The organism is Thermaerobacillus caldiproteolyticus, from assembly GCF_015326725.1.
GTDB classification, from domain to species: domain Bacteria; phylum Bacillota; class Bacilli; order Bacillales; family Anoxybacillaceae; genus Thermaerobacillus; species Thermaerobacillus caldiproteolyticus.
Map to the genome: position 1 here is coordinate 1,479,653 of NZ_CP064060.1, position 16,768 is coordinate 1,496,420.

Sequence of the window (16,768 nt, forward strand, 5' to 3'; positions counted from 1 at the left end):
ATTAACTACCGAAAAAGCTTGAAAAGAAACTGCCGCTATGGTGCTTCTTTTTATAATGTCCGTGACCGTAGTGGGAAGGATGAATATGGTTGTGATATTTCGGATAGTGGTCGCTGCTACTATAATGCGCTTTATGATAATGATGATGGGATTTTTCTTTTAAAATCGCTTTAATAAGTTTTTTTAACATAAAATCTCTCCTTTATCACAGATTACTTATATATACGGAACAACGACACGTAAGTTTCAAAAGCAATCATATTTTTGGAGGAGAATCATAGATGTCATGGAATGATTTTGTATATCAAATAACTCATCCGTTTCAATCGCTGTATCGTTATTGGCTGTATCGGCGAACGATTCGCACCGCTTCCCCTCACATAGTAAAACAGCTTTCACAGCGATGGGAAGCCTCCCACCCCCATACAGTCGAGACAATGACCGAAGAAGAAAAGGATATCGTCGCAGCCATTCAACAGAAAACGAAAGAGCTTAACCGCAACAATGTGACGCGTACACGCGCGTATCTCGCGTTTTTTCAACGCTGTCCTGAAGTACATTGGGCGTTTTTAGCGCATATTGTCTCCCGTAACGGCGGCTGGAATATGACCGATTTAAAAGGGGACCTCATTCCTAATCTCATTCCACCCAAACAAATTGAACCGCTTTTTTTGTTTTTAGAACGAGCCAATGCTCTTATTTTTCATGACGCTTATCCGCAGCTTCTATTATACGAAGAAAGCAAGCGAAGGAAGAAACCATTGTTTCACTTGTTGCCGTGCTTTTTTGTTTCTTCTTTTATGAAACCGTTTTGGGATTATTTTTTCGAAGCAAGACATTCCGCTCTATTAACCGTGGCTCTCATTATTAATGAACAACAGTATATTCAGCAGAGGGTCGTTGAAGATGAATTTTTCCAAAAACACGTGCTTTCTACATTGCCATTTTTGGTTCAGCAATGGCTTGGGATGAATGATGTTCTCATTCCGTATAAAACGACGAAACAGGTCCGGCTTGCTGGAATCACGATTCGCGATTTTGCAGATGTGCATCACCGCATTCACATCGGCAAAACTCTTTATGGAATGTTATTTTATAAACCATGGTTAATAAAACGCGCCTACCGTTTTGCTGTGCACTGTGAACATACCGGTTCGCGCGCTGATTTTTGGCCACATGCCTTTTCTTCCACAAACACCCGACACATATCAACCATCTACAGTCCGTGTCTTGAAGATGCATGGCCAGACATCGTTCACCACTTTCCAGACCGTCGCGATTGGTTCGAGGATGTAACGATTGTAAAAGCTATTAAGAACATTCCGTTTGTCATCGACGGAGATATGACAACAACCTATTCCCATCATCTCGTTGAATTACAAGCTGCGGCTGCGATGAAAAAACTAAAAAACGACGAGTAGCTCTACTCGTCGTTTCTCCTCTATTCTTCTACCTCGAATTCTTCATCGATAATGCATTTTTCAATTAAGTAATCAAACGTAATGTCGGCAAGCTCTTCGAGTTCGATTCGCGACGGGACAAATCCGCGGCGAATGAGTTCATTGTAAAAGAATTCTGCAATTTCTTCCGTGTCAATGACAACCTCTATTTCTTTCACAATATCGCCCCCTTTGTAATGTATTATGTAGGCCGATACCGTTTTATGTCAAAAGAATTTTTTATTCTGTATGTAATAGGAGGTGATGTTCATTCATACATTGGAAATAGCAAAAAACGAGGGGGAGTTATCATGAATCGGCTATTGGACAAGCATTCTACTTTCGATGACATTATCGATAAAATAATGGAAACGGTCTTAAACATGCTGTTTGCTCTTATCGTTTTCCTTGGAATCCCGTATTTCATTTACGTATGGATTCAGTTTTTACTATGGTAGCTCTTTTTTGTCCGCACGCCCATGTAAATGATTTAATACGAGTTCCATTACATGTTTGTATTGTTCATCGCCAAACCATTCGTATAATCGTTTATAGTCGTTATACAAATCGAGTAAGCCATCAATCGATTCGATTTTTTCTTGTTGAGGAGACGATAACGCATGGGGTTTTACTATAGCTGACAAAATGACATCCTGCAAAATAATCACTGATGTTTCTTCATAATCGGTAAGTGAAATCACATCGTCGATATTGGCCTCAATCTCTAGTCCATCAAATAATCGCTTTAGTTCGTATATAATTTCCTCCCATCCTCCATCTTGATAACGATAAATTTCCGTACGCACTCCAATAATTTTAAATAAATCATGTCCATAATCTTTCACCCGAACAATTTCTCCTAAGAAAAACGGCAATTCAATTTCAATTTCTTCTGTAATCCATAAATCACCAGTAAATTCAGATAATAAGACTAATGTATGCTCCATAAATAAGCTATGGCTATGATTAATTTCGTATAAAAACGCTCCATCAACTTGTTGAATATCCGTAATCGTCCCAACTGTCCCGTACAACGTATTGACAACGACATCACCAAGCGAAAATTTTGGCTGTTTTGGGCCACCCATTTGTCTCCCCCCGTTCGAAAGATTGATAATAAATTATATGCAAATACAAATGAGTGGACACCGTTGTATGTCACGAATGTCAATCACACAATATTAATATGATAGCGTTTTCAAAAAAAGAGCGCTCATAACGAACGCTCAAGCCTCTTGTAAAAACTGTTCCCATGCTTCATCAAATATCGTCATGCTTTCTAAATAATCTCCGTTTAGCTCTAAATAGCGGCTAATTTCATCATAATCGGTTGACTCTTTTGGAAATCCGTGATCATGATAGACTCCATTGGCAAATCGAACAAACGGATCTTCTTTTTTGCCATCACGAAATTTGAGCAAATAGTGGTAAAACGAACGTGCCATTTCTCCTCATCCTCTTTCTATTCCTCTTTTTTGTCATTGTAATGAGTTTTTTCGTTTTTGTGAAGCGATTTTACTTAAAATAATTTCGTTTCAGTCGCCGCGGCTTTTGCATAAGTTCATCGTAACTGATCGTTTTATTTAGGCGCGCTGTATCGATGAGGAATAATTGGTCTTCAATGTTTTCTACAATATCCTCTTCTTGATATATCATTCCGCACTCGGCGCATGAAACGCTTGGTGTATCGGTAATTTCGATCGCTCGAAAGCCGTCAGGAAGCTCCCAGTAAACGGTTTGCAACGTGGCGGTGACGCGTGAAGATGTGCACCAAAGGCAAGTCATCATTGATTTTTCTCCTCCGTTTCACTCCATTTCTTCAACATTGTTTGATATTTTTTCTCTTTCAGTTCATCTCGTTTTTCACGCAAATCCTTTAATGATTTATGATTCGGGTCCGCTTCATATATTTTTCGGCGTTCAATACGTTCTAGCTTCTCTGGAATGATAGAAAACTTTGTTTCATTGATAATTGCTGCGATTCCTGTCGTCGAGCGTTTGTCATCTAAGTTCGGGAAGATTTCTTTGAAATACGCTTCCGCTCGGTTTGGTACATATCCGGTCGGTTCTGGATATGAGGCAATGACCCCTTCGTAGTTGCGCAAAATGACCTTTTCCGGTGTTTGCGAAATAAGATAATTCGGTTGTAAAGCTATTTTTCCACCGCCACCCGGAGCGTCGACGACAAACGTTGGTACTGCGTAGCCCGACGTATGTCCGCGCAATCCCTCAATAATTTCCAGACCCTTTGCCACCGGTGCCCGGAAATGACTAATGCCTTCCGATAAATCACATTGATAAATATAATACGGACGTACGCGCATTTTTACTAAATCGTGCATGAGCTTTTTCATAATAGCCACACTATCGTTAATGCCAGCAAGAATGACCGCTTGGTTGCCAACAGGAACACCTGCATCGACTAACATTTCACATGCTCGTTTCGATTCTTCTGTAATTTCGATGGATGTATTAAAATGGGTATTCAGCCAAATTGGATGATATTTCTTTAAAATGTTACATAAGTTTTCGGTAATGCGTTGCGGGAATACAACGGGAGCTCTTGTTCCAATGCGGATGATTTCTACATGAGGAATAGCGCGCAGTTTTTTCAAAATATATTCCAAAATTTGATCGTTGACTAATAACGCATCACCGCCGGACAGCAGGACGTCGCGTACTTGTGGGGTTTGGGCAATATAATCAATGGCCGTATCCAATTGTTTTTTTGGCACTCCCATGCCAATCTGCCCGGAAAATCTCCGCCTTGTACAGTAGCGGCAGTACATAGAGCATTGGTTCGTAATTAAAAAGAGAACTCGGTCAGGATAGCGGTGTGTCAGTCCCGGAACAGGCGAATCCTCATCTTCATGAAGGGGGTCTTCTAAGTCATACTTTGTTTTATATTGCTCGTTTGCCGTTGGAACAGACTGCATACGAATCGGACAGCGCGGATCGTCCGGATTCATTAATGAAGCATAATAAGGGGTAATGTTAAGCGGGATCGTTTTTGCTGATATTTTGACTCCTTCTTCCTCTTCCGGTGTAAGGTGAATGACCTTTTTCAGGTCATCGAGCGTGCGAATGGTATTCGTTAATTGCCAGAGCCAATCATTCCATTGCTCCTCAGTAACATCTTTCCAAAGCTCAATTTCCTTCCAATGACGTTTTGGACGATATAATGATGTCATCCATTCATCCTCCCTTTTCATCGTGTAGTAATATTACATGCAAATAGGGGAAGATTGGTAACTACACACTCACTGCGATAAATCCTTTACCCAAATATTCATATCTTCTAAGTTTTCAAAAATATAACAGTTATTCGCCAATCGTCCGCTATATCGATAGCCTAGTTGATGAAACGCTGCATTCATTCCGTATGATTGAGCGCGCGCTAAAGAGTATGCGCAAAAAATTTGTTGATGTTTCAGATCAGCTTCCAGCTGTTGTAATAAATATTTGATCAATCCGTGCTGACGATGATCCGGCAGCGTTACGCAATCTGTAAGTTCGGCATTATAGTAAGTGCGGTTGATTTCGGCGGAAGCAGCACTCACAATCGTTCCATCATGTTCGATTACATAAAACATCGCTCCTTCTTTTAATATTTTTTCGACATAGCTGACATCATGTAAAGGAGCGGGATAAATCGCAAATACTGTACGATAAAGGTTGGATAATTCGTTTGCATCCGTTACGGTTGCTTTCCGAAATCGATAGCCGTTCGGTAAAGACGATAAAACCGTTCGTTGTTTCGTTTGAACAGCTTCGAGCACTTGATCTTCCATACACCAATGTCGACTCATTTTTCGTTCCATCTGGAAATAAAAGGTGAGAAAATGGGCATGACTTCCTCTAAAGTACCCTTCAATCCATCCTTCATAATTGAATCCGTTTTCAATAAAAAGAGGGACATGCTCCTGCCGCGCCTTCACAATAACTTTACTATATTTTTGCCGATCGATTTGTTTGAGATACCTAATACATCTTTGAACATCTCCGCGATAGTCTTCTACTCGTATACGCTCATTTATATCATCAAAAATCACGTGTGCCACAAATGTCTCATCTCGGATGACATGATTGTTCATCATTTCTCTCCTTTCTACACTGGGCTAGAAAGTAAAAGCCTAACGGATGTCGTTAGGCTTTTTCGATAAGCGCTTCTCCGATGACATCAAGTCTCTCTGTTACTTGTTCGCCATTTCATGACAAGCGGAGGTAATAAACGAATGACACCACTGTATCATCCAACGCCTAAGATGACAACACCTTTTGGATAAATCGTTGTTAATAGCCGTTTCGTTCGCTCCAGATCAGACTGTTTTGATTGTTTGCTTTTGACGGTTTCGATCACGCACATGCCTCAAGTACAATCGCATCACCGACAAAATCAAGTGCGTTTTCCCATTTTACCATATAGTCCATGATGTCATTTTTGTCAAGTTTTTTATTCAACCATTTCAATCACTTTTAACGCAGTGATACAATCGAGTGCATTTCTGTCATATAGTCCGTGACGTTTGGAGCCTCCATGATGTCTTCTTTCCCTGTCTACGGTACTAATCGGCACACTAGCGGCAATCGATTTCGACATTGTCATTAAATGAGGCATAACGCCGTCGTAAATAGTTTTCCTGTTCAGGCAAACCCGGCTTGAATTCCTCTGTCTCCTTGGGACAGGTTCAAAAATTGTTACACAGCCCCTTTCGCCGGCACTTCTGCTGCGATTTTGCTGGCAACACCACGTTCTATCATTCCTTCTGATACCGGCGTGCGATAATCCTATGGATACGGCCAATTTATAACGAATAGGCCAAACCCATGTCTTGTTAGCGATATCGCCATATATATGCGCCTAAGGAAGCAAACGAAAGGATAGCTCTTCGTCCCGTATATTTTCTGGCGATTTTTATCGTGTTTTCTACCGCTTTCGCTCCGCTATTCAGGAAAAACGTTTTCTTTTCCCCATCAATCGGCACAATCTCGTTTCATTTTTCTGCTAGCGCGCATACGGTTCGTACATCATGTGAAGATACGCTTTGACTTGTTCAATTATCGCAGTAGCCGACGTTTCACTTTAATGTCCCGATGGTTCCGGCAAAATCGATGAACACATTCCCCGTCAACATCGTCCTTTGAAACAAACGTCAGTATCGTATTAAGCAGCCCGTGCAGAACGTGCCGCGGTTTCCTTTGTAAACATTATTTTGCTTTCGGACCCGGAATTTCTGTTCTCAATTAATAAATGAACGACTCATAATTTTCTTCTGCCCGCTTGTGCGATTTCACACCAATCAAGTATGAGTAACGCAATCATTTCTGCTACATCAAACATACGGTCGATTTCAATATACTCATTCGGATAATGAGCCACCGCTGTTGTTCCCGGACCAAACACAATGGTCGGAATCGCCCCGACCTGAGTTAACAACCCGCCATCTGTTCCCCACGGAGAAGCTTCAATGATCGGATCTTCTCCTTTCACACGGCGATAGACATCCATCATCGCATTCATGAGCGGATGCGTATCATCAATAGAACTTGGTAACCATTGGGCGCCGAACCATTCGAGTTGAACGGGATGGGCCCGAAACCACTTGTCGCGTTCATTGAGCGAGCAAATCGTTTCTTCCATCTCCTGTTTGGCATGCTCTACTGTCTCGTTCGGAGCAATCCCCATTCTTCCTTCGAGAATGACGCAATCCGGTACAGAGGAAGGCCACGTTCCTCCGTTAACCGTGCCAATATTGATCGGAATAGGGATTGGAATGTTTTGATATAGCGGATCATGAATTCGAGTGTTTCGCTCTGCCTCCAGCTGTCGTACGCTCTCAAAGACAACCCACGCCTTTTCTAGCGCGCTGACTCCTTCATAGCGAGTGCCACCATGCGCTGATTTCCCCTGAACGGTGAGGCGAAACCACAGCGATCCTTGTTGTTTTGGGAAAATTTTCATGTTAGTTGGTTCTGGAATAATCGCTCCATCTGCTCGATACCCTCGCAAAATCGCCGCGAGTGTCCCTGTTCCGCCGCTTTCTTCTTCAATCACGCTTTGAAAAATAACATCTCCCTTCAACCGAATGCCAAGCGACTGAATTGCCTCAATGGCCAAAAGAAGAGATACTGTTCCTCCTTTCATATCGGAAGCGCCGCGACCATATACTTTTCCATCTTTGACTATGCCGCTATATGGTTCTGCTTTCCATTGATTGGGATCTCCCTCCGGCACGACATCAATATGACTATTTAAAATGAGCGAGCGGCCCCCACCTGTTCCTTTCCATACAGCTACAACGTTCGGGCTATTCGCGAAATCAGAACGCGAAGCCACGAAATAAGGATGGTGTTTCAACTCGTCGTAATTAGGCTCCCATATATCGAGTTCCAACTGTAATTGACGGCACTTTTCAATAATGAGCGCTTGAGCAGTTGCTTCGTTCCCTTGTGTACTCGCTTCTTGAACAAGACGCCTTAACAGCTCAATGCCTGATTTACGCTGCTGTAAAAACCAGTGATGAAGCAATTGTTGTGGATGTTCCACTCTCCTATCCCCTTTCTATTCAATCCGCTTTATCGCACTTGCCATTTTCAGGCGAGCAGCAGTGCATGAAATCACATCTTCTACATCATACGGAGCCATCACTTCTTTTAATAAAAGTCCTTCATCCGTTACTTCGATGACGGCCATATCGGTAATGATGAGATCGACGCAACGCCAAGCGGTCAGAGGCAACGAGCATTGCTGCACAATTTTCGGTTCACCGTCTTTATTGACATGGCTCATCACGACAATCACTTTTTTTGTTTTTTGAGCCAGTTCCATCGCCCCGCCGACTCCCGGTACACGTTTTCCAGGAACCATCCAGTTCGCTAAATCTCCTCGTTCACTCACCTGTAAACCGCCTAAGACAGTCACATCAATAAGCCCTTTACGAATCATCGCAAATGCTGTCGCGCTATCAAAGTACGACGCCCCTTCTACCACAGTAATGGGATATCCTCCAGCATTGCATAGATGAGCATCCTCTTCACCTTTTTTTGGACTTTTTCCAATGCCAAGGATGCCGTTTTCCGCTTGAAAGATGATTCTTCTTTCTTCTGGTAAAAAATTAGGAATGAGTGACGGAATGCCAATGCCAAGGTTGACGACCATTCCGTCTATTAGTTCTTGTGCCGCACGCTTAGCGATTCGTTCCCTTACTCCCATATCCATTTCCAGTCCACCCCATTGCTTTGCACAATATACGTTACAAAAATACCAGGCGTAACAATTTCCTCAGGATCCAATTCTCCGAGTGGCACGATTTCTTCTACTTCCGCAATCGTTATGCGCCCGGCCATCGCCACTAATGGATTCGTGTTGCGAGCGCTTTTATCGTAAATTAAATTTCCAAACGGATCAGCCTTTTTCGCATAAACGAGAGAAATGTCCGCGGTTAAAGGCCGCTCAAGCAGATAGCGATTTCCGTCGATATCGACGGTTGGTTTCCCTTTGGCTAACCATTCGTGGCCAACCCCAATATCGACAAGAATGCCGCCTAACCCTGCCCCGCCTGCGCGAATTCGCTCAATCAGAATGCCTTGCGGAGAAAATTCGACCTCCATTTTTCCTTCGTGCAGCAATTGTCCTGCAATAGGATTGGAGCCAATATGTGAAACAACCGCTTTTTTTATCCTCCCTTGAGCCACTAGCGGACCGACGCCGATATGAGGAAACGCCGTATCATTGCAAATTAAGGTAATCTGTTGTACCCCTTTATCGATAATCGCCTGAAGGAGGGATGGCGGAGAACCAATGCCCCCAAACCCTCCAACCATTAACGAACAACCATCGTCGATCATCTCAACCGCTTGTTCAATGGTGATGATTTTTCCATACTCGTTACTGACCATTGTCATGATGATCCTTTCCTTTCATCCACGTTGGAAGGTCATGATCAATTTCTACAAAGGAACGTGTAAGCAGATCAACGAATTCCGCCGCTTCTTCTTGATTCATCGTTAACGGTGGAGCAATGATGATCGCTGCTCCGTCTTTTCCGTTCCCTGAAGCGGACGGATAGACGAGCAATCCGTTTTTCTGTGCGATGGTGACAACCATATCGGTAAACGCAAGGGAACTAGGAATCATTTCTTTCGTTTTAGGATGGACAAATTCCATTCCAATCAATAATCCCTTTCCGCGAATATCGCCAATCCAGCCAAAGCTCGCTTGTAACGAACGTAGTTGTTCAAGCAAATAGCCCCCGATTTTGTTTGCGTTTTGGACAAGTTGATGCCTTTCAATAAATTCAAGAACGGCTAGCGCTGTCGCTGCCGATAACGGATTGGCACTTAACGTATGGCCGCTCATCACAACGCCGGATCCATGTAAAATCGGCTCCATAACACGTTCGCTTGCTAACGTTGCCGCGATCGGTGTATATCCCGCCCCTAATCCTTTTCCAAGCGTTACAATATCCGCCTCTACATTCCAATGTTCCAACGCAAACATTTTTCCCGTTCGACCGAGTCCAGTCATGACTTCATCAGCGATAAATAAAATATTATGGCGATCACAAATATTACGAATGCGTTTGTAATATTCATCAGGTGGGGTGATCGCTGCCCCAGCCGCCCCGACAATGGGCTCGGCGATAAAAGCAGCAATATGCTCAGCCCCAATGCGAATAATCGCTTCTTCTAGTTCATCCGCACAGCGTAACCGACAAGATGGATACGTACAATGATAAGGACAACGATAACAATAGGGCGGAGAAACGGATGGAAACTCTTCTAATAGAGGGACAAAGCGCACCCTTCGTGTAGGATGACCGGACATGGAAAGCGCCCCGAGCGTAATGCCGTGATAACTTAACCAACGCGATAAAATTTTGTTTTTCCCGTTTATGCCTTGCTCTTGCCAATATTGAATCGCGATTTTCATCGCCGTCTCCGTTGCTTCAGAACCACTATTCACCAAGAACGTCCAGTAGTGTGTGTGTCGAGAAATGTGTTTGTTTAATTTTTCTGCAAGCGCTTCCGCCGCTTCGCTCGTAAACTGCGAACGATATACAAACGCCACTTTTTTCGCTTGTTCGTTCATCGCATCAATGATTTCTTGTACCCCATGACCGAGATTGGCGGTGACCGCCCCTGAACAGCCGTCTATATATTTTTTTCCATCTGTATCATAAAGGTATATGCCTTTGCCGTATTGCACTATCGGATACGTCCGATGAAGGTGAGGCTTAATTAAATACGCAGATGCCATCACTTTCTCCCCCTTTCCTTCACTCCCCCCTTGTAGTGAAATAGTATGCTGCAAAAAACTTTTTCATGAAAAGAAAAGCGAAACCGAACGTCTAGCTGCAAAGGAAATTCTCTTGAAGCAAGAAATCGCTGCTTTGTTTCACTTTGGAAATGAAAGATCATTTGTCACAAAAGAGATAGGGACAATAAGAAATCTCTTCCTAAGGATGAAAGAACATATTCTTCCGACGAAAAATGATTGCATTTTGACAGCAGAAAATGATTTTTCTAACTAACAAGTGTCGGGAGCCGAGCTAGACGATAGGGAAAGGGAAATCAAGCCTTATTACCGAAATAGACAAATAGTTTCAATTTGAAAACGAAAAAAGCTCAAGCACCCCCTATCCCTAAAAAATTCCACATCCTGTGGCAAACGGCGGAATGTCACCATCCTGTCTCCCGCGATGGACAAATGTTCTCTATTTGCCAGAAGTTCTTGAAAAAGGTTATTTGCCTCCGAGCGGCTGAACACCGGAGCAGTTCTTACGAAAAACATCAAAAAGCGACGGATTTACGTCGCTTTTTTCTCTGCCATAATGCTTTTATGAATCCAAATGGCCGCCTGCACTCCTTCTCCCATCGCAATTGCTACTTGTTCAGAATGAACGCCGATGTCACCAGCAGCCCAAATATTTTTTACATTTGTTTGTTTCGTTCGGGCGTCTGTTGGGATATGCTTGTTTTCTAATCGCTCAACCCCAAGTTGTTTTGCTAATTCCGTGTTAACTTGATTATTTCCAAACGCAATAAATCCCCGTTCTCCGGTAAGTACAGTTCCATTTTGCAGACGAACACCACAAAAAAATGGCCCTTCTGTCACTAAAACGGATTGAATCGGTTCACGCACATAATGAATACCTTGTTGGGATAACTGCTGTTGTAAGTCAAGGGAAAGTTCTTCTCCATCATGGTTGACATACGTAATATCATTGGTCCAGTACAGTAACGTCTTCGCCATATTCGCTCCTGCCGTCCCTGCCCCTAACACAATGACTTTTTTGTTCGTTACTTCATACCCATCACAATCAGGACAGACGTAAATGCTTGTTCCTAAACACGGAACGAGGTTATCAATAGGCGGAATGCGGTCTTTCACTCCTGTTGCCAATAAAATCCGTTCTGCTTCGTACGTTTGTCCGCTTCTTCCGAACAATAAAAACTTCTTCTCTTTCTTTTTTGCGGCAATGACTTCATCGTCAGCAAACTGAATATTCAATCGTTCCGCCTGTTTTCTTCCGAGCGTGCGCAATGTTTCGCCGCTTACACCATCTGGCCAGCCAAGCAAGTTATGATAAGCGCGACAAAGGTTTGAGCGGCCGTTGTGTGCGTCAATCACAAGAACATGATGACGATAACGTCCTAGCTGAATGGCTGCTTGCAATCCAGCAATACCACCGCCGACAATAATGCATTCATATATTCGTTCCATTGTTTCAACTCCTAGTATGTATTATTCTTTCTTAGTGTAGTTTACTTGTTTTGTTTCATTCATAATTGAACGAAAAAAGCTGTCTCCAACGAGAGAGACAGCCCTCTAAACCAATATTAACAAACAGGTTGTTGTTCTCCTGCGAAGTCGATCTCAAAACCAAGATCTTCTAACATGCGATAGTCTTCCGATTTTTCTTGACCTTCCGTTGTTAAGTAATCACCAACGAAAATCGAATTAGCCGCATATAATCCGAACGGTTGCAAGGAGCGTAAATTAACCTCACGTCCGCCAGAGATACGAATTTCTTTTGTCGGATTAATATAGCGAAACAGCGCTAACACTTTCAAACAGTAACGCGGATCAAGCTCGTCTGTGCCCGCAAGCGGTGTTCCGTCGATCGCATGCAAAAAATTGACAGGAATTGAATCGGCATCAAGCGCTTTTAAACTGCGCGCCATATTAATAATATCTTGCTTTGTTTCTTTCATGCCGATAATGACGCCGGAACACGGAGAAATGCCGGCTTGTTTGACCGTTTCCACCGTTTTGACACGATCGTCATATGTATGTGATGTCGTGATGTTCGGATGATGCTCTTTGGACGTGTTAATGTTGTGGTTATAACGGTCGACACCCGCTTCTTTTAACCGCACGGCCTGTTCTGGTTTTAAAATCCCCAAACACGCGCAAATTTTGAGTCCGAAACGTTCTTTAATTTCTTTTACGGCCGAAATGACGGTATCGATTTCTTTTTCGCTTGGACCGCGGCCACTTGCAACAATACAGTATGTTCCGACGCGAAGGCGAGACGCTTCTTCCGCTCCGCGAATGAGCGTTTCTTTATCGACCATTTTGTACGTTTTAACAGGTGCTGTGGACACGGATGATTGCGCACAATATCCGCAGTTTTCCGGACAAAGCCCCGATTTCGCGTTAATGATCATGTTTAATTTTACTTTGTTGCCAAAATAGGCACGGCGAATGTTGTATGCTCCTTGTAGCAACACGAGCAGTTCTTCATCCGGACAGTCTAAAATCGCTTCTGCTTCTTCGTTCGTGATTTCTTCTCCCGCAAGAACACGGTCAGCTAATGCTAACCAATTTTGCATATGTCCTCTCCCCTTTCCATGTGATTACATTTATCGTATGGCAACGAGCGATAAATTGTCAACTAAAATAAAAATGTAGTTAACTATTACTAAAGATAAAAAGGATGAGCAGACTTCCCATCCTTTTATTTCGTTAATTTTTCGACAATGTCGCGTGCAATCCATACCCCACAGGCGCCTGCTTGGGCAAGACCGCGCGTAATGCCCGCACCGTCTCCACCGACGTAAAGTCCGGAAATTTCTGTTTCAAAACGGTCATTCAACTTCGGGCGAGCGGAATAAAATTTCGCTTCGACTCCATAAAAGAGCGTATGCTCGGAAGCAAGCCCCGGAGTAACATGGTTCAGCGCTTCGGTCATTTCAATTAAGCTTTTCATTGTATTGTATGGTAAAACGAGACCTAAATCGCCGGGAACGGCCTCTTTCAATGTCGGTTCAATAAATCCTTCTTTAATTCTCTTCTCAGTTGAACGTCTTCCTTTTAAAATATCACCGTACTTTTGCACAATGATTCCGCCGTTAGATAGCGCGTTGGCAAGGCGAGAGATTTCGTGAGCGTATTCATTAGGTTTATCGAATGGCTCAGAGAACTTATGCGACACTAATAGCGCAAAGTTCGTGTTGTTGCTGCCAAGCTTCGGATCTTTATACGCATGACCATTGGCAAGCATAATGCCAGAATGATTTTCGACGACAACGTGTCCCGATGGGTTGCTGCAAAACGTGCGCACTTGGGTGCCCACCGACGTGTTAAAAATAAACTTTCCTTCATACAAATGTTCATTAATTTCTTCCATGACAATGTTCGATGTTTCGACGCGCACGCCGATATCGACTTGGTTATTGATCATGCGTAGACGACGTTTTTTTAATACTTTTGTCAGCCATACAGAGCCATCTCTTCCCGGAGCAATGACGACTTTATCAGCCGTAAGGACTGCACCGTTTTTTAGAATGACACCAATTACGCGATGGCGATCATTCTCTTTTTCCGTCACAATATCTTCAACCTCTGTTTGAAAGCGCATGTCAATCCGTTTATGTAAATATTCATAAATGCTTTTTAAAATTTCTAAGTTTTGCTCTGTTCCTAAATGGCGAACATAGGCGCGCAACAGTTTAAGTCCTGCGGCGTAGGCACGACGCTCGATTTCTTTCACTTTCTCCGTCATCGGATCGGTAATCGATTCGGTCGCCCCATGCTTCAAGTTAATTGAATCGACATATTTGATGAGTTCAATCACGGTAGAAGCTGGCAAATAATCGGTCATCCAACCGCCGAATTCGCTTGTAATATTAAATTTTCCATCTGAATACGCTCCTGCTCCTCCAAAACCGTTTGTAATGGAACAGGCCGGTACACAGCCAGCATAATCTTTTTTTCCTGCTGGCGGTGGGCATTTCTCGATCTTTTTCTGAAGAATCGGGCAATTTCGTTTATAAATATCGTGTCCTTTATCAATTAGTAACACGTTAGCTCCTGGAAGTTTTAACGTAAGTTCATAACAAGTAAAAATTCCTGCCGGCCCTGCGCCGACAACAATGACATCATAATGTGTTTTCATATATGCATCCCCCACCTTATCGTTTTCCATCTGTAACTATACCAAGCATAACAACTCCCGTCAATACCAAAACGAACTTTTACACAAAAAACATCATAAAATGTTCGTGTTTTCAAACTTGTGTTTCATCAAAAAACTTGATAAGTTTGTAGAGTACAAAAAAGAGAGGGTGTGAGATTATGAAGTTCCTTGTTAAAAACTTTTTAAACGGCGTACTAACGATTGTGCCGATTATTTTAGCCATCTACGTATTTTATAAAGTATTTACGTTTTTTGACGGATTGCTTGGAAGATATGTCAAACCGTATCTTCACGATGCGTACATACCGGGAATCGGCATTTTATGTACGATTGTTCTGATTACTGTTCTCGGCTGGTTATCGACGCAATACATTAGCGGACGTGTGATTAAACTGATTGACCGTCTGTTGGAAAGCATTCCGCTTATGAAAACTGTCTATTCCGTCATTAAAGATACAGTCGCCTCATTTGTTGGAGAAAAACGGTCGTTTTCTAAAGTTGTGCTCGTGGAGTTGCCAAATACGGGAATGAAATGCATCGGCTTTATTACATCGGAGGAAGTCGAAAACTTATTCCATCCGTTTAAAGATCACGTCGCTGTCTATATTCCGCAAACGTTCCAAGTCGCTGGGATTACCGTTTTAGTTCCGAAACAACAAGTTGAAGTCATTGATATGAAACCGGAAGAAGCGATGAAGTTCGTTCTTTCCGGAGGAATGACATCTGTAAAAAATAATGGGCTGTCCCGAAAATAGCGGGAAGCCCATTTAACATAATTCTTCTCTAGAAATATCGCTTTTTCCAAAAGATAAATGCCGTTACACTCGAAAGCAAAGCCGCAAGCAGCATCGCGACCATAAACGCATACGGAGAATGCTGATAAGGAATCGGCACGTTCATGCCGTAAAAACTAGCGACCATTGTCGGCAAGGAGATGACGATTGTAATTGCTGTTAAAAATTTCATAACGATGTTTAAGTTATTCGAGATGACAGAAGCAAATGCGTCCATCATCCCGCTTAAAATGCTGCTGTAAACTTCGGCCATTTCAATCGCTTGTTTATTTTCGATAATGACATCCTGCAGCAAGTCTTGATCATCTTCGTACATGCGTAAATAATTGAGGCGCATAAGTCGTTCCATCACAATATTGTTTGCCTTCAGTGAAGTCATAAAATACACTAAGCTTTTTTCCATGCTTAATAACGAAAACAATTCTTTATTTTTCATGGACTGGTGCAATTCTTTTTCGATTTCGCTTGTTCTCCGGTTAATTTGTTTTAAATAGCGCAAATAATACGTCGAAATCATATAAAGCATTTGCAGCGCAAATCTCGTTTTCATAAACGTATAGAAGTTTTTAATTTTATTATTGGAAAATTCTTCAAAAATCGGGTTTTCTTGAAGACAAACCGTAATAAAGCACGTGTTTGTAATAATCATACCGATCGGAATCGTTTCATAAATCGGGCCATCGACTTCATCATGAGTGATAATCGGAATATCGACGATAATTAGCACATGATTGTCTTCTTTTTCGACACGCGACCGTTCCTCATCATCCAGTGCATCTTTGATAGAATCGATCGGAATATCGAGATGATTGGCAATATACCGAATTTCCTCTTCCGTCGGAGCGACAAGATTAATCCAGCACCCATTTTTTACTTCATGAATTTCTTCGATTTTTCCATTTGCGTTTGATAAATACATTTTCATCATATGAACACTTCCTCCTTTTCGACGCGAGGAAGTTTGTCATTCTTCCTTTCCGAACGGAGCTCGTTTTCGAATGATGAGTAGCTCGTTCATCGGAAAAGAAGACGCGACTTCCCCGCTATATTCCGGTTCTGGTTCAGCCGAACTTCGACTACTCATAGACGAAAACGTCACTCCTTTCACAAA

The 16,768-nt window shown here is 42.6% G+C and carries 18 protein-coding genes and 1 pseudogene; 3 read left to right on the plus strand and 16 right to left on the minus strand.

The window, feature by feature from the left end; all coding sequences use genetic code 11:
• Position 1: 1 nt before the first annotated feature.
• A complete protein-coding gene (locus ISX45_RS07220; protein WP_181556231.1) occupies positions 2 to 190 on the minus strand; it encodes a hypothetical protein in 189 nt (62 codons plus the stop codon).
• Between the two features lie 91 nt (positions 191 to 281).
• On the opposite strand from ISX45_RS07220, the gene ISX45_RS07225 reads away from it, so the two are divergent.
• A complete protein-coding gene (locus tag ISX45_RS07225; protein ID WP_181556232.1) occupies positions 282 to 1,421 on the plus strand; it encodes a DUF2515 domain-containing protein in 1,140 nt (379 codons plus the stop codon).
• A 20-nt stretch (positions 1,422 to 1,441) separates the two neighbouring features.
• On the opposite strand, the gene ISX45_RS07230 is transcribed toward ISX45_RS07225, so the two are convergent.
• Complete coding sequence (locus ISX45_RS07230) at positions 1,442 to 1,618, minus strand: YozD family protein (RefSeq protein WP_181556233.1); 177 nt, start codon at positions 1,616 to 1,618, stop codon at positions 1,442 to 1,444.
• Between the two features lie 132 nt (positions 1,619 to 1,750).
• Between ISX45_RS07230 and ISX45_RS07235 the strand changes: the two genes are divergently transcribed.
• On the plus strand, positions 1,751 to 1,897 hold the full coding sequence (locus tag ISX45_RS07235; protein ID WP_181556234.1) for a hypothetical protein: 147 nt from the start codon (positions 1,751 to 1,753) through the stop codon (positions 1,895 to 1,897).
• On the opposite strand, the gene ISX45_RS07240 is transcribed toward ISX45_RS07235, so the two are convergent.
• From ISX45_RS07240 to ISX45_RS07295, 13 genes and pseudogenes are all read right to left on the minus strand, one after another.
• Positions 1,889 to 2,527, minus strand: a complete 639-nt coding sequence (locus ISX45_RS07240; RefSeq protein ID WP_181556235.1) for a hypothetical protein — start codon at positions 2,525 to 2,527, stop codon at positions 1,889 to 1,891. The genes ISX45_RS07235 and ISX45_RS07240 overlap by 9 nt on opposite strands.
• A 138-nt stretch (positions 2,528 to 2,665) precedes the next feature.
• Positions 2,666 to 2,884: a YozE family protein gene (locus tag ISX45_RS07245; RefSeq protein ID WP_181556236.1), complete on the minus strand. Its 219-nt coding sequence runs from the start codon at positions 2,882 to 2,884 to the stop codon at positions 2,666 to 2,668.
• Between the two features lie 70 nt (positions 2,885 to 2,954).
• The gene (locus tag ISX45_RS07250; RefSeq protein ID WP_194520643.1) at positions 2,955 to 3,224 is read right to left on the minus strand and encodes a YokU family protein; all 270 of its coding nucleotides are present in this window, start codon (positions 3,222 to 3,224) and stop codon (positions 2,955 to 2,957) included.
• Positions 3,224 to 4,630, minus strand: a complete 1,407-nt coding sequence (gene kamA / locus ISX45_RS07255) for a lysine 2,3-aminomutase (protein WP_194520380.1) — start codon at positions 4,628 to 4,630, stop codon at positions 3,224 to 3,226. The genes ISX45_RS07250 and kamA overlap by 1 nt, the downstream gene beginning before the upstream one ends.
• 69 nt (positions 4,631 to 4,699) lie before the next feature.
• Entirely contained in the window at positions 4,700 to 5,536 is an 837-nt protein-coding gene (ablB, locus tag ISX45_RS07260; protein WP_228485664.1) for a putative beta-lysine N-acetyltransferase, read from the minus strand.
• Between the two features lie 774 nt (positions 5,537 to 6,310).
• Positions 6,311 to 6,474: pseudogene (locus ISX45_RS20400) on the minus strand (aminotransferase class III-fold pyridoxal phosphate-dependent enzyme); the annotation flags it as partial.
• 225 nt (positions 6,475 to 6,699) lie between these two features.
• Entirely contained in the window at positions 6,700 to 7,986 is a 1,287-nt protein-coding gene (locus ISX45_RS07265) for a peptidase (RefSeq protein WP_194520381.1), read from the minus strand.
• A 15-nt stretch (positions 7,987 to 8,001) separates the two neighbouring features.
• On the minus strand, positions 8,002 to 8,658 hold the full coding sequence (locus ISX45_RS07270; protein ID WP_373367411.1) for a 3-oxoacid CoA-transferase subunit B: 657 nt from the start codon (positions 8,656 to 8,658) through the stop codon (positions 8,002 to 8,004).
• Positions 8,643 to 9,344, minus strand: coding sequence for a CoA transferase subunit A (locus ISX45_RS07275; protein ID WP_181556264.1), 702 nt, complete (start codon positions 9,342 to 9,344; stop codon positions 8,643 to 8,645). Before ISX45_RS07275 ends, ISX45_RS07270 begins: the two co-directional genes overlap by 16 nt.
• Positions 9,328 to 10,698, minus strand: a complete 1,371-nt coding sequence (locus ISX45_RS07280) for an aspartate aminotransferase family protein (protein WP_194520382.1) — start codon at positions 10,696 to 10,698, stop codon at positions 9,328 to 9,330. The genes ISX45_RS07275 and ISX45_RS07280 overlap by 17 nt, the downstream gene beginning before the upstream one ends.
• A 549-nt stretch (positions 10,699 to 11,247) precedes the next feature.
• Positions 11,248 to 12,156: an NAD(P)/FAD-dependent oxidoreductase gene (locus ISX45_RS07285; RefSeq protein WP_181556351.1), complete on the minus strand. Its 909-nt coding sequence runs from the start codon at positions 12,154 to 12,156 to the stop codon at positions 11,248 to 11,250.
• A gap of 125 nt (positions 12,157 to 12,281) precedes the next feature.
• On the minus strand, positions 12,282 to 13,277 hold the full coding sequence (bioB, locus tag ISX45_RS07290) for a biotin synthase BioB (protein ID WP_181556266.1): 996 nt from the start codon (positions 13,275 to 13,277) through the stop codon (positions 12,282 to 12,284).
• 125 nt (positions 13,278 to 13,402) lie between these two features.
• The gene (locus ISX45_RS07295; protein WP_194520383.1) at positions 13,403 to 14,842 is read right to left on the minus strand and encodes an NAD(P)/FAD-dependent oxidoreductase; all 1,440 of its coding nucleotides are present in this window, start codon (positions 14,840 to 14,842) and stop codon (positions 13,403 to 13,405) included.
• Positions 14,843 to 15,021: 179 nt separating this feature from the next.
• Between ISX45_RS07295 and ISX45_RS07300 the strand changes: the two genes are divergently transcribed.
• Positions 15,022 to 15,618, plus strand: a complete 597-nt coding sequence (locus ISX45_RS07300) for a DUF502 domain-containing protein (protein ID WP_181556268.1) — start codon at positions 15,022 to 15,024, stop codon at positions 15,616 to 15,618.
• A gap of 28 nt (positions 15,619 to 15,646) precedes the next feature.
• Here the strand turns inward: ISX45_RS07300 and ISX45_RS07305 are convergent, their stop codons facing one another.
• On the minus strand, positions 15,647 to 16,585 hold the full coding sequence (locus tag ISX45_RS07305; protein WP_181556269.1) for a magnesium transporter CorA family protein: 939 nt from the start codon (positions 16,583 to 16,585) through the stop codon (positions 15,647 to 15,649).
• Positions 16,586 to 16,768 lie beyond the last annotated feature (183 nt).

What these genes read in the sequence shown, in the direction of transcription:
- ISX45_RS07295 (WP_194520383.1), bottom strand. Translation starts at nt 14,842, where the DNA reads ATGAAAACACATTATGATGTCATTGTTGTCGGCGCAGGGCCGGCAGGA.
- ISX45_RS07225 (WP_181556232.1), top strand. Translation starts at nt 282, where the DNA reads ATGTCATGGAATGATTTTGTATATCAAATAACTCATCCGTTTCAATCG.
- ISX45_RS07235 (WP_181556234.1), top strand. Translation starts at nt 1,751, where the DNA reads ATGAATCGGCTATTGGACAAGCATTCTACTTTCGATGACATTATCGAT.
- ISX45_RS07280 (WP_194520382.1), bottom strand. Translation starts at nt 10,698, where the DNA reads ATGGCATCTGCGTATTTAATTAAGCCTCACCTTCATCGGACGTATCCG.
- ISX45_RS07305 (WP_181556269.1), bottom strand. Translation starts at nt 16,585, where the DNA reads ATGATGAAAATGTATTTATCAAACGCAAATGGAAAAATCGAAGAAATT.
- ISX45_RS07240 (WP_181556235.1), bottom strand. Translation starts at nt 2,527, where the DNA reads ATGGGTGGCCCAAAACAGCCAAAATTTTCGCTTGGTGATGTCGTTGTC.
- ISX45_RS07245 (WP_181556236.1), bottom strand. Translation starts at nt 2,884, where the DNA reads ATGGCACGTTCGTTTTACCACTATTTGCTCAAATTTCGTGATGGCAAA.
- ISX45_RS07250 (WP_194520643.1), bottom strand. Translation starts at nt 3,224, where the DNA reads ATGACTTGCCTTTGGTGCACATCTTCACGCGTCACCGCCACGTTGCAA.
- ISX45_RS07300 (WP_181556268.1), top strand. Translation starts at nt 15,022, where the DNA reads ATGAAGTTCCTTGTTAAAAACTTTTTAAACGGCGTACTAACGATTGTG.
- ISX45_RS07220 (WP_181556231.1), bottom strand. Translation starts at nt 190, where the DNA reads ATGTTAAAAAAACTTATTAAAGCGATTTTAAAAGAAAAATCCCATCAT.
- kamA (WP_194520380.1), bottom strand. Translation starts at nt 4,630, where the DNA reads ATGACATCATTATATCGTCCAAAACGTCATTGGAAGGAAATTGAGCTT.
- ablB (WP_228485664.1), bottom strand. Translation starts at nt 5,536, where the DNA reads ATGATGAACAATCATGTCATCCGAGATGAGACATTTGTGGCACACGTG.
- bioB (WP_181556266.1), bottom strand. Translation starts at nt 13,277, where the DNA reads ATGCAAAATTGGTTAGCATTAGCTGACCGTGTTCTTGCGGGAGAAGAA.
- ISX45_RS07275 (WP_181556264.1), bottom strand. Translation starts at nt 9,344, where the DNA reads ATGACAATGGTCAGTAACGAGTATGGAAAAATCATCACCATTGAACAA.
- ISX45_RS07270 (WP_373367411.1), bottom strand. Translation starts at nt 8,658, where the DNA reads ATGGATATGGGAGTAAGGGAACGAATCGCTAAGCGTGCGGCACAAGAA.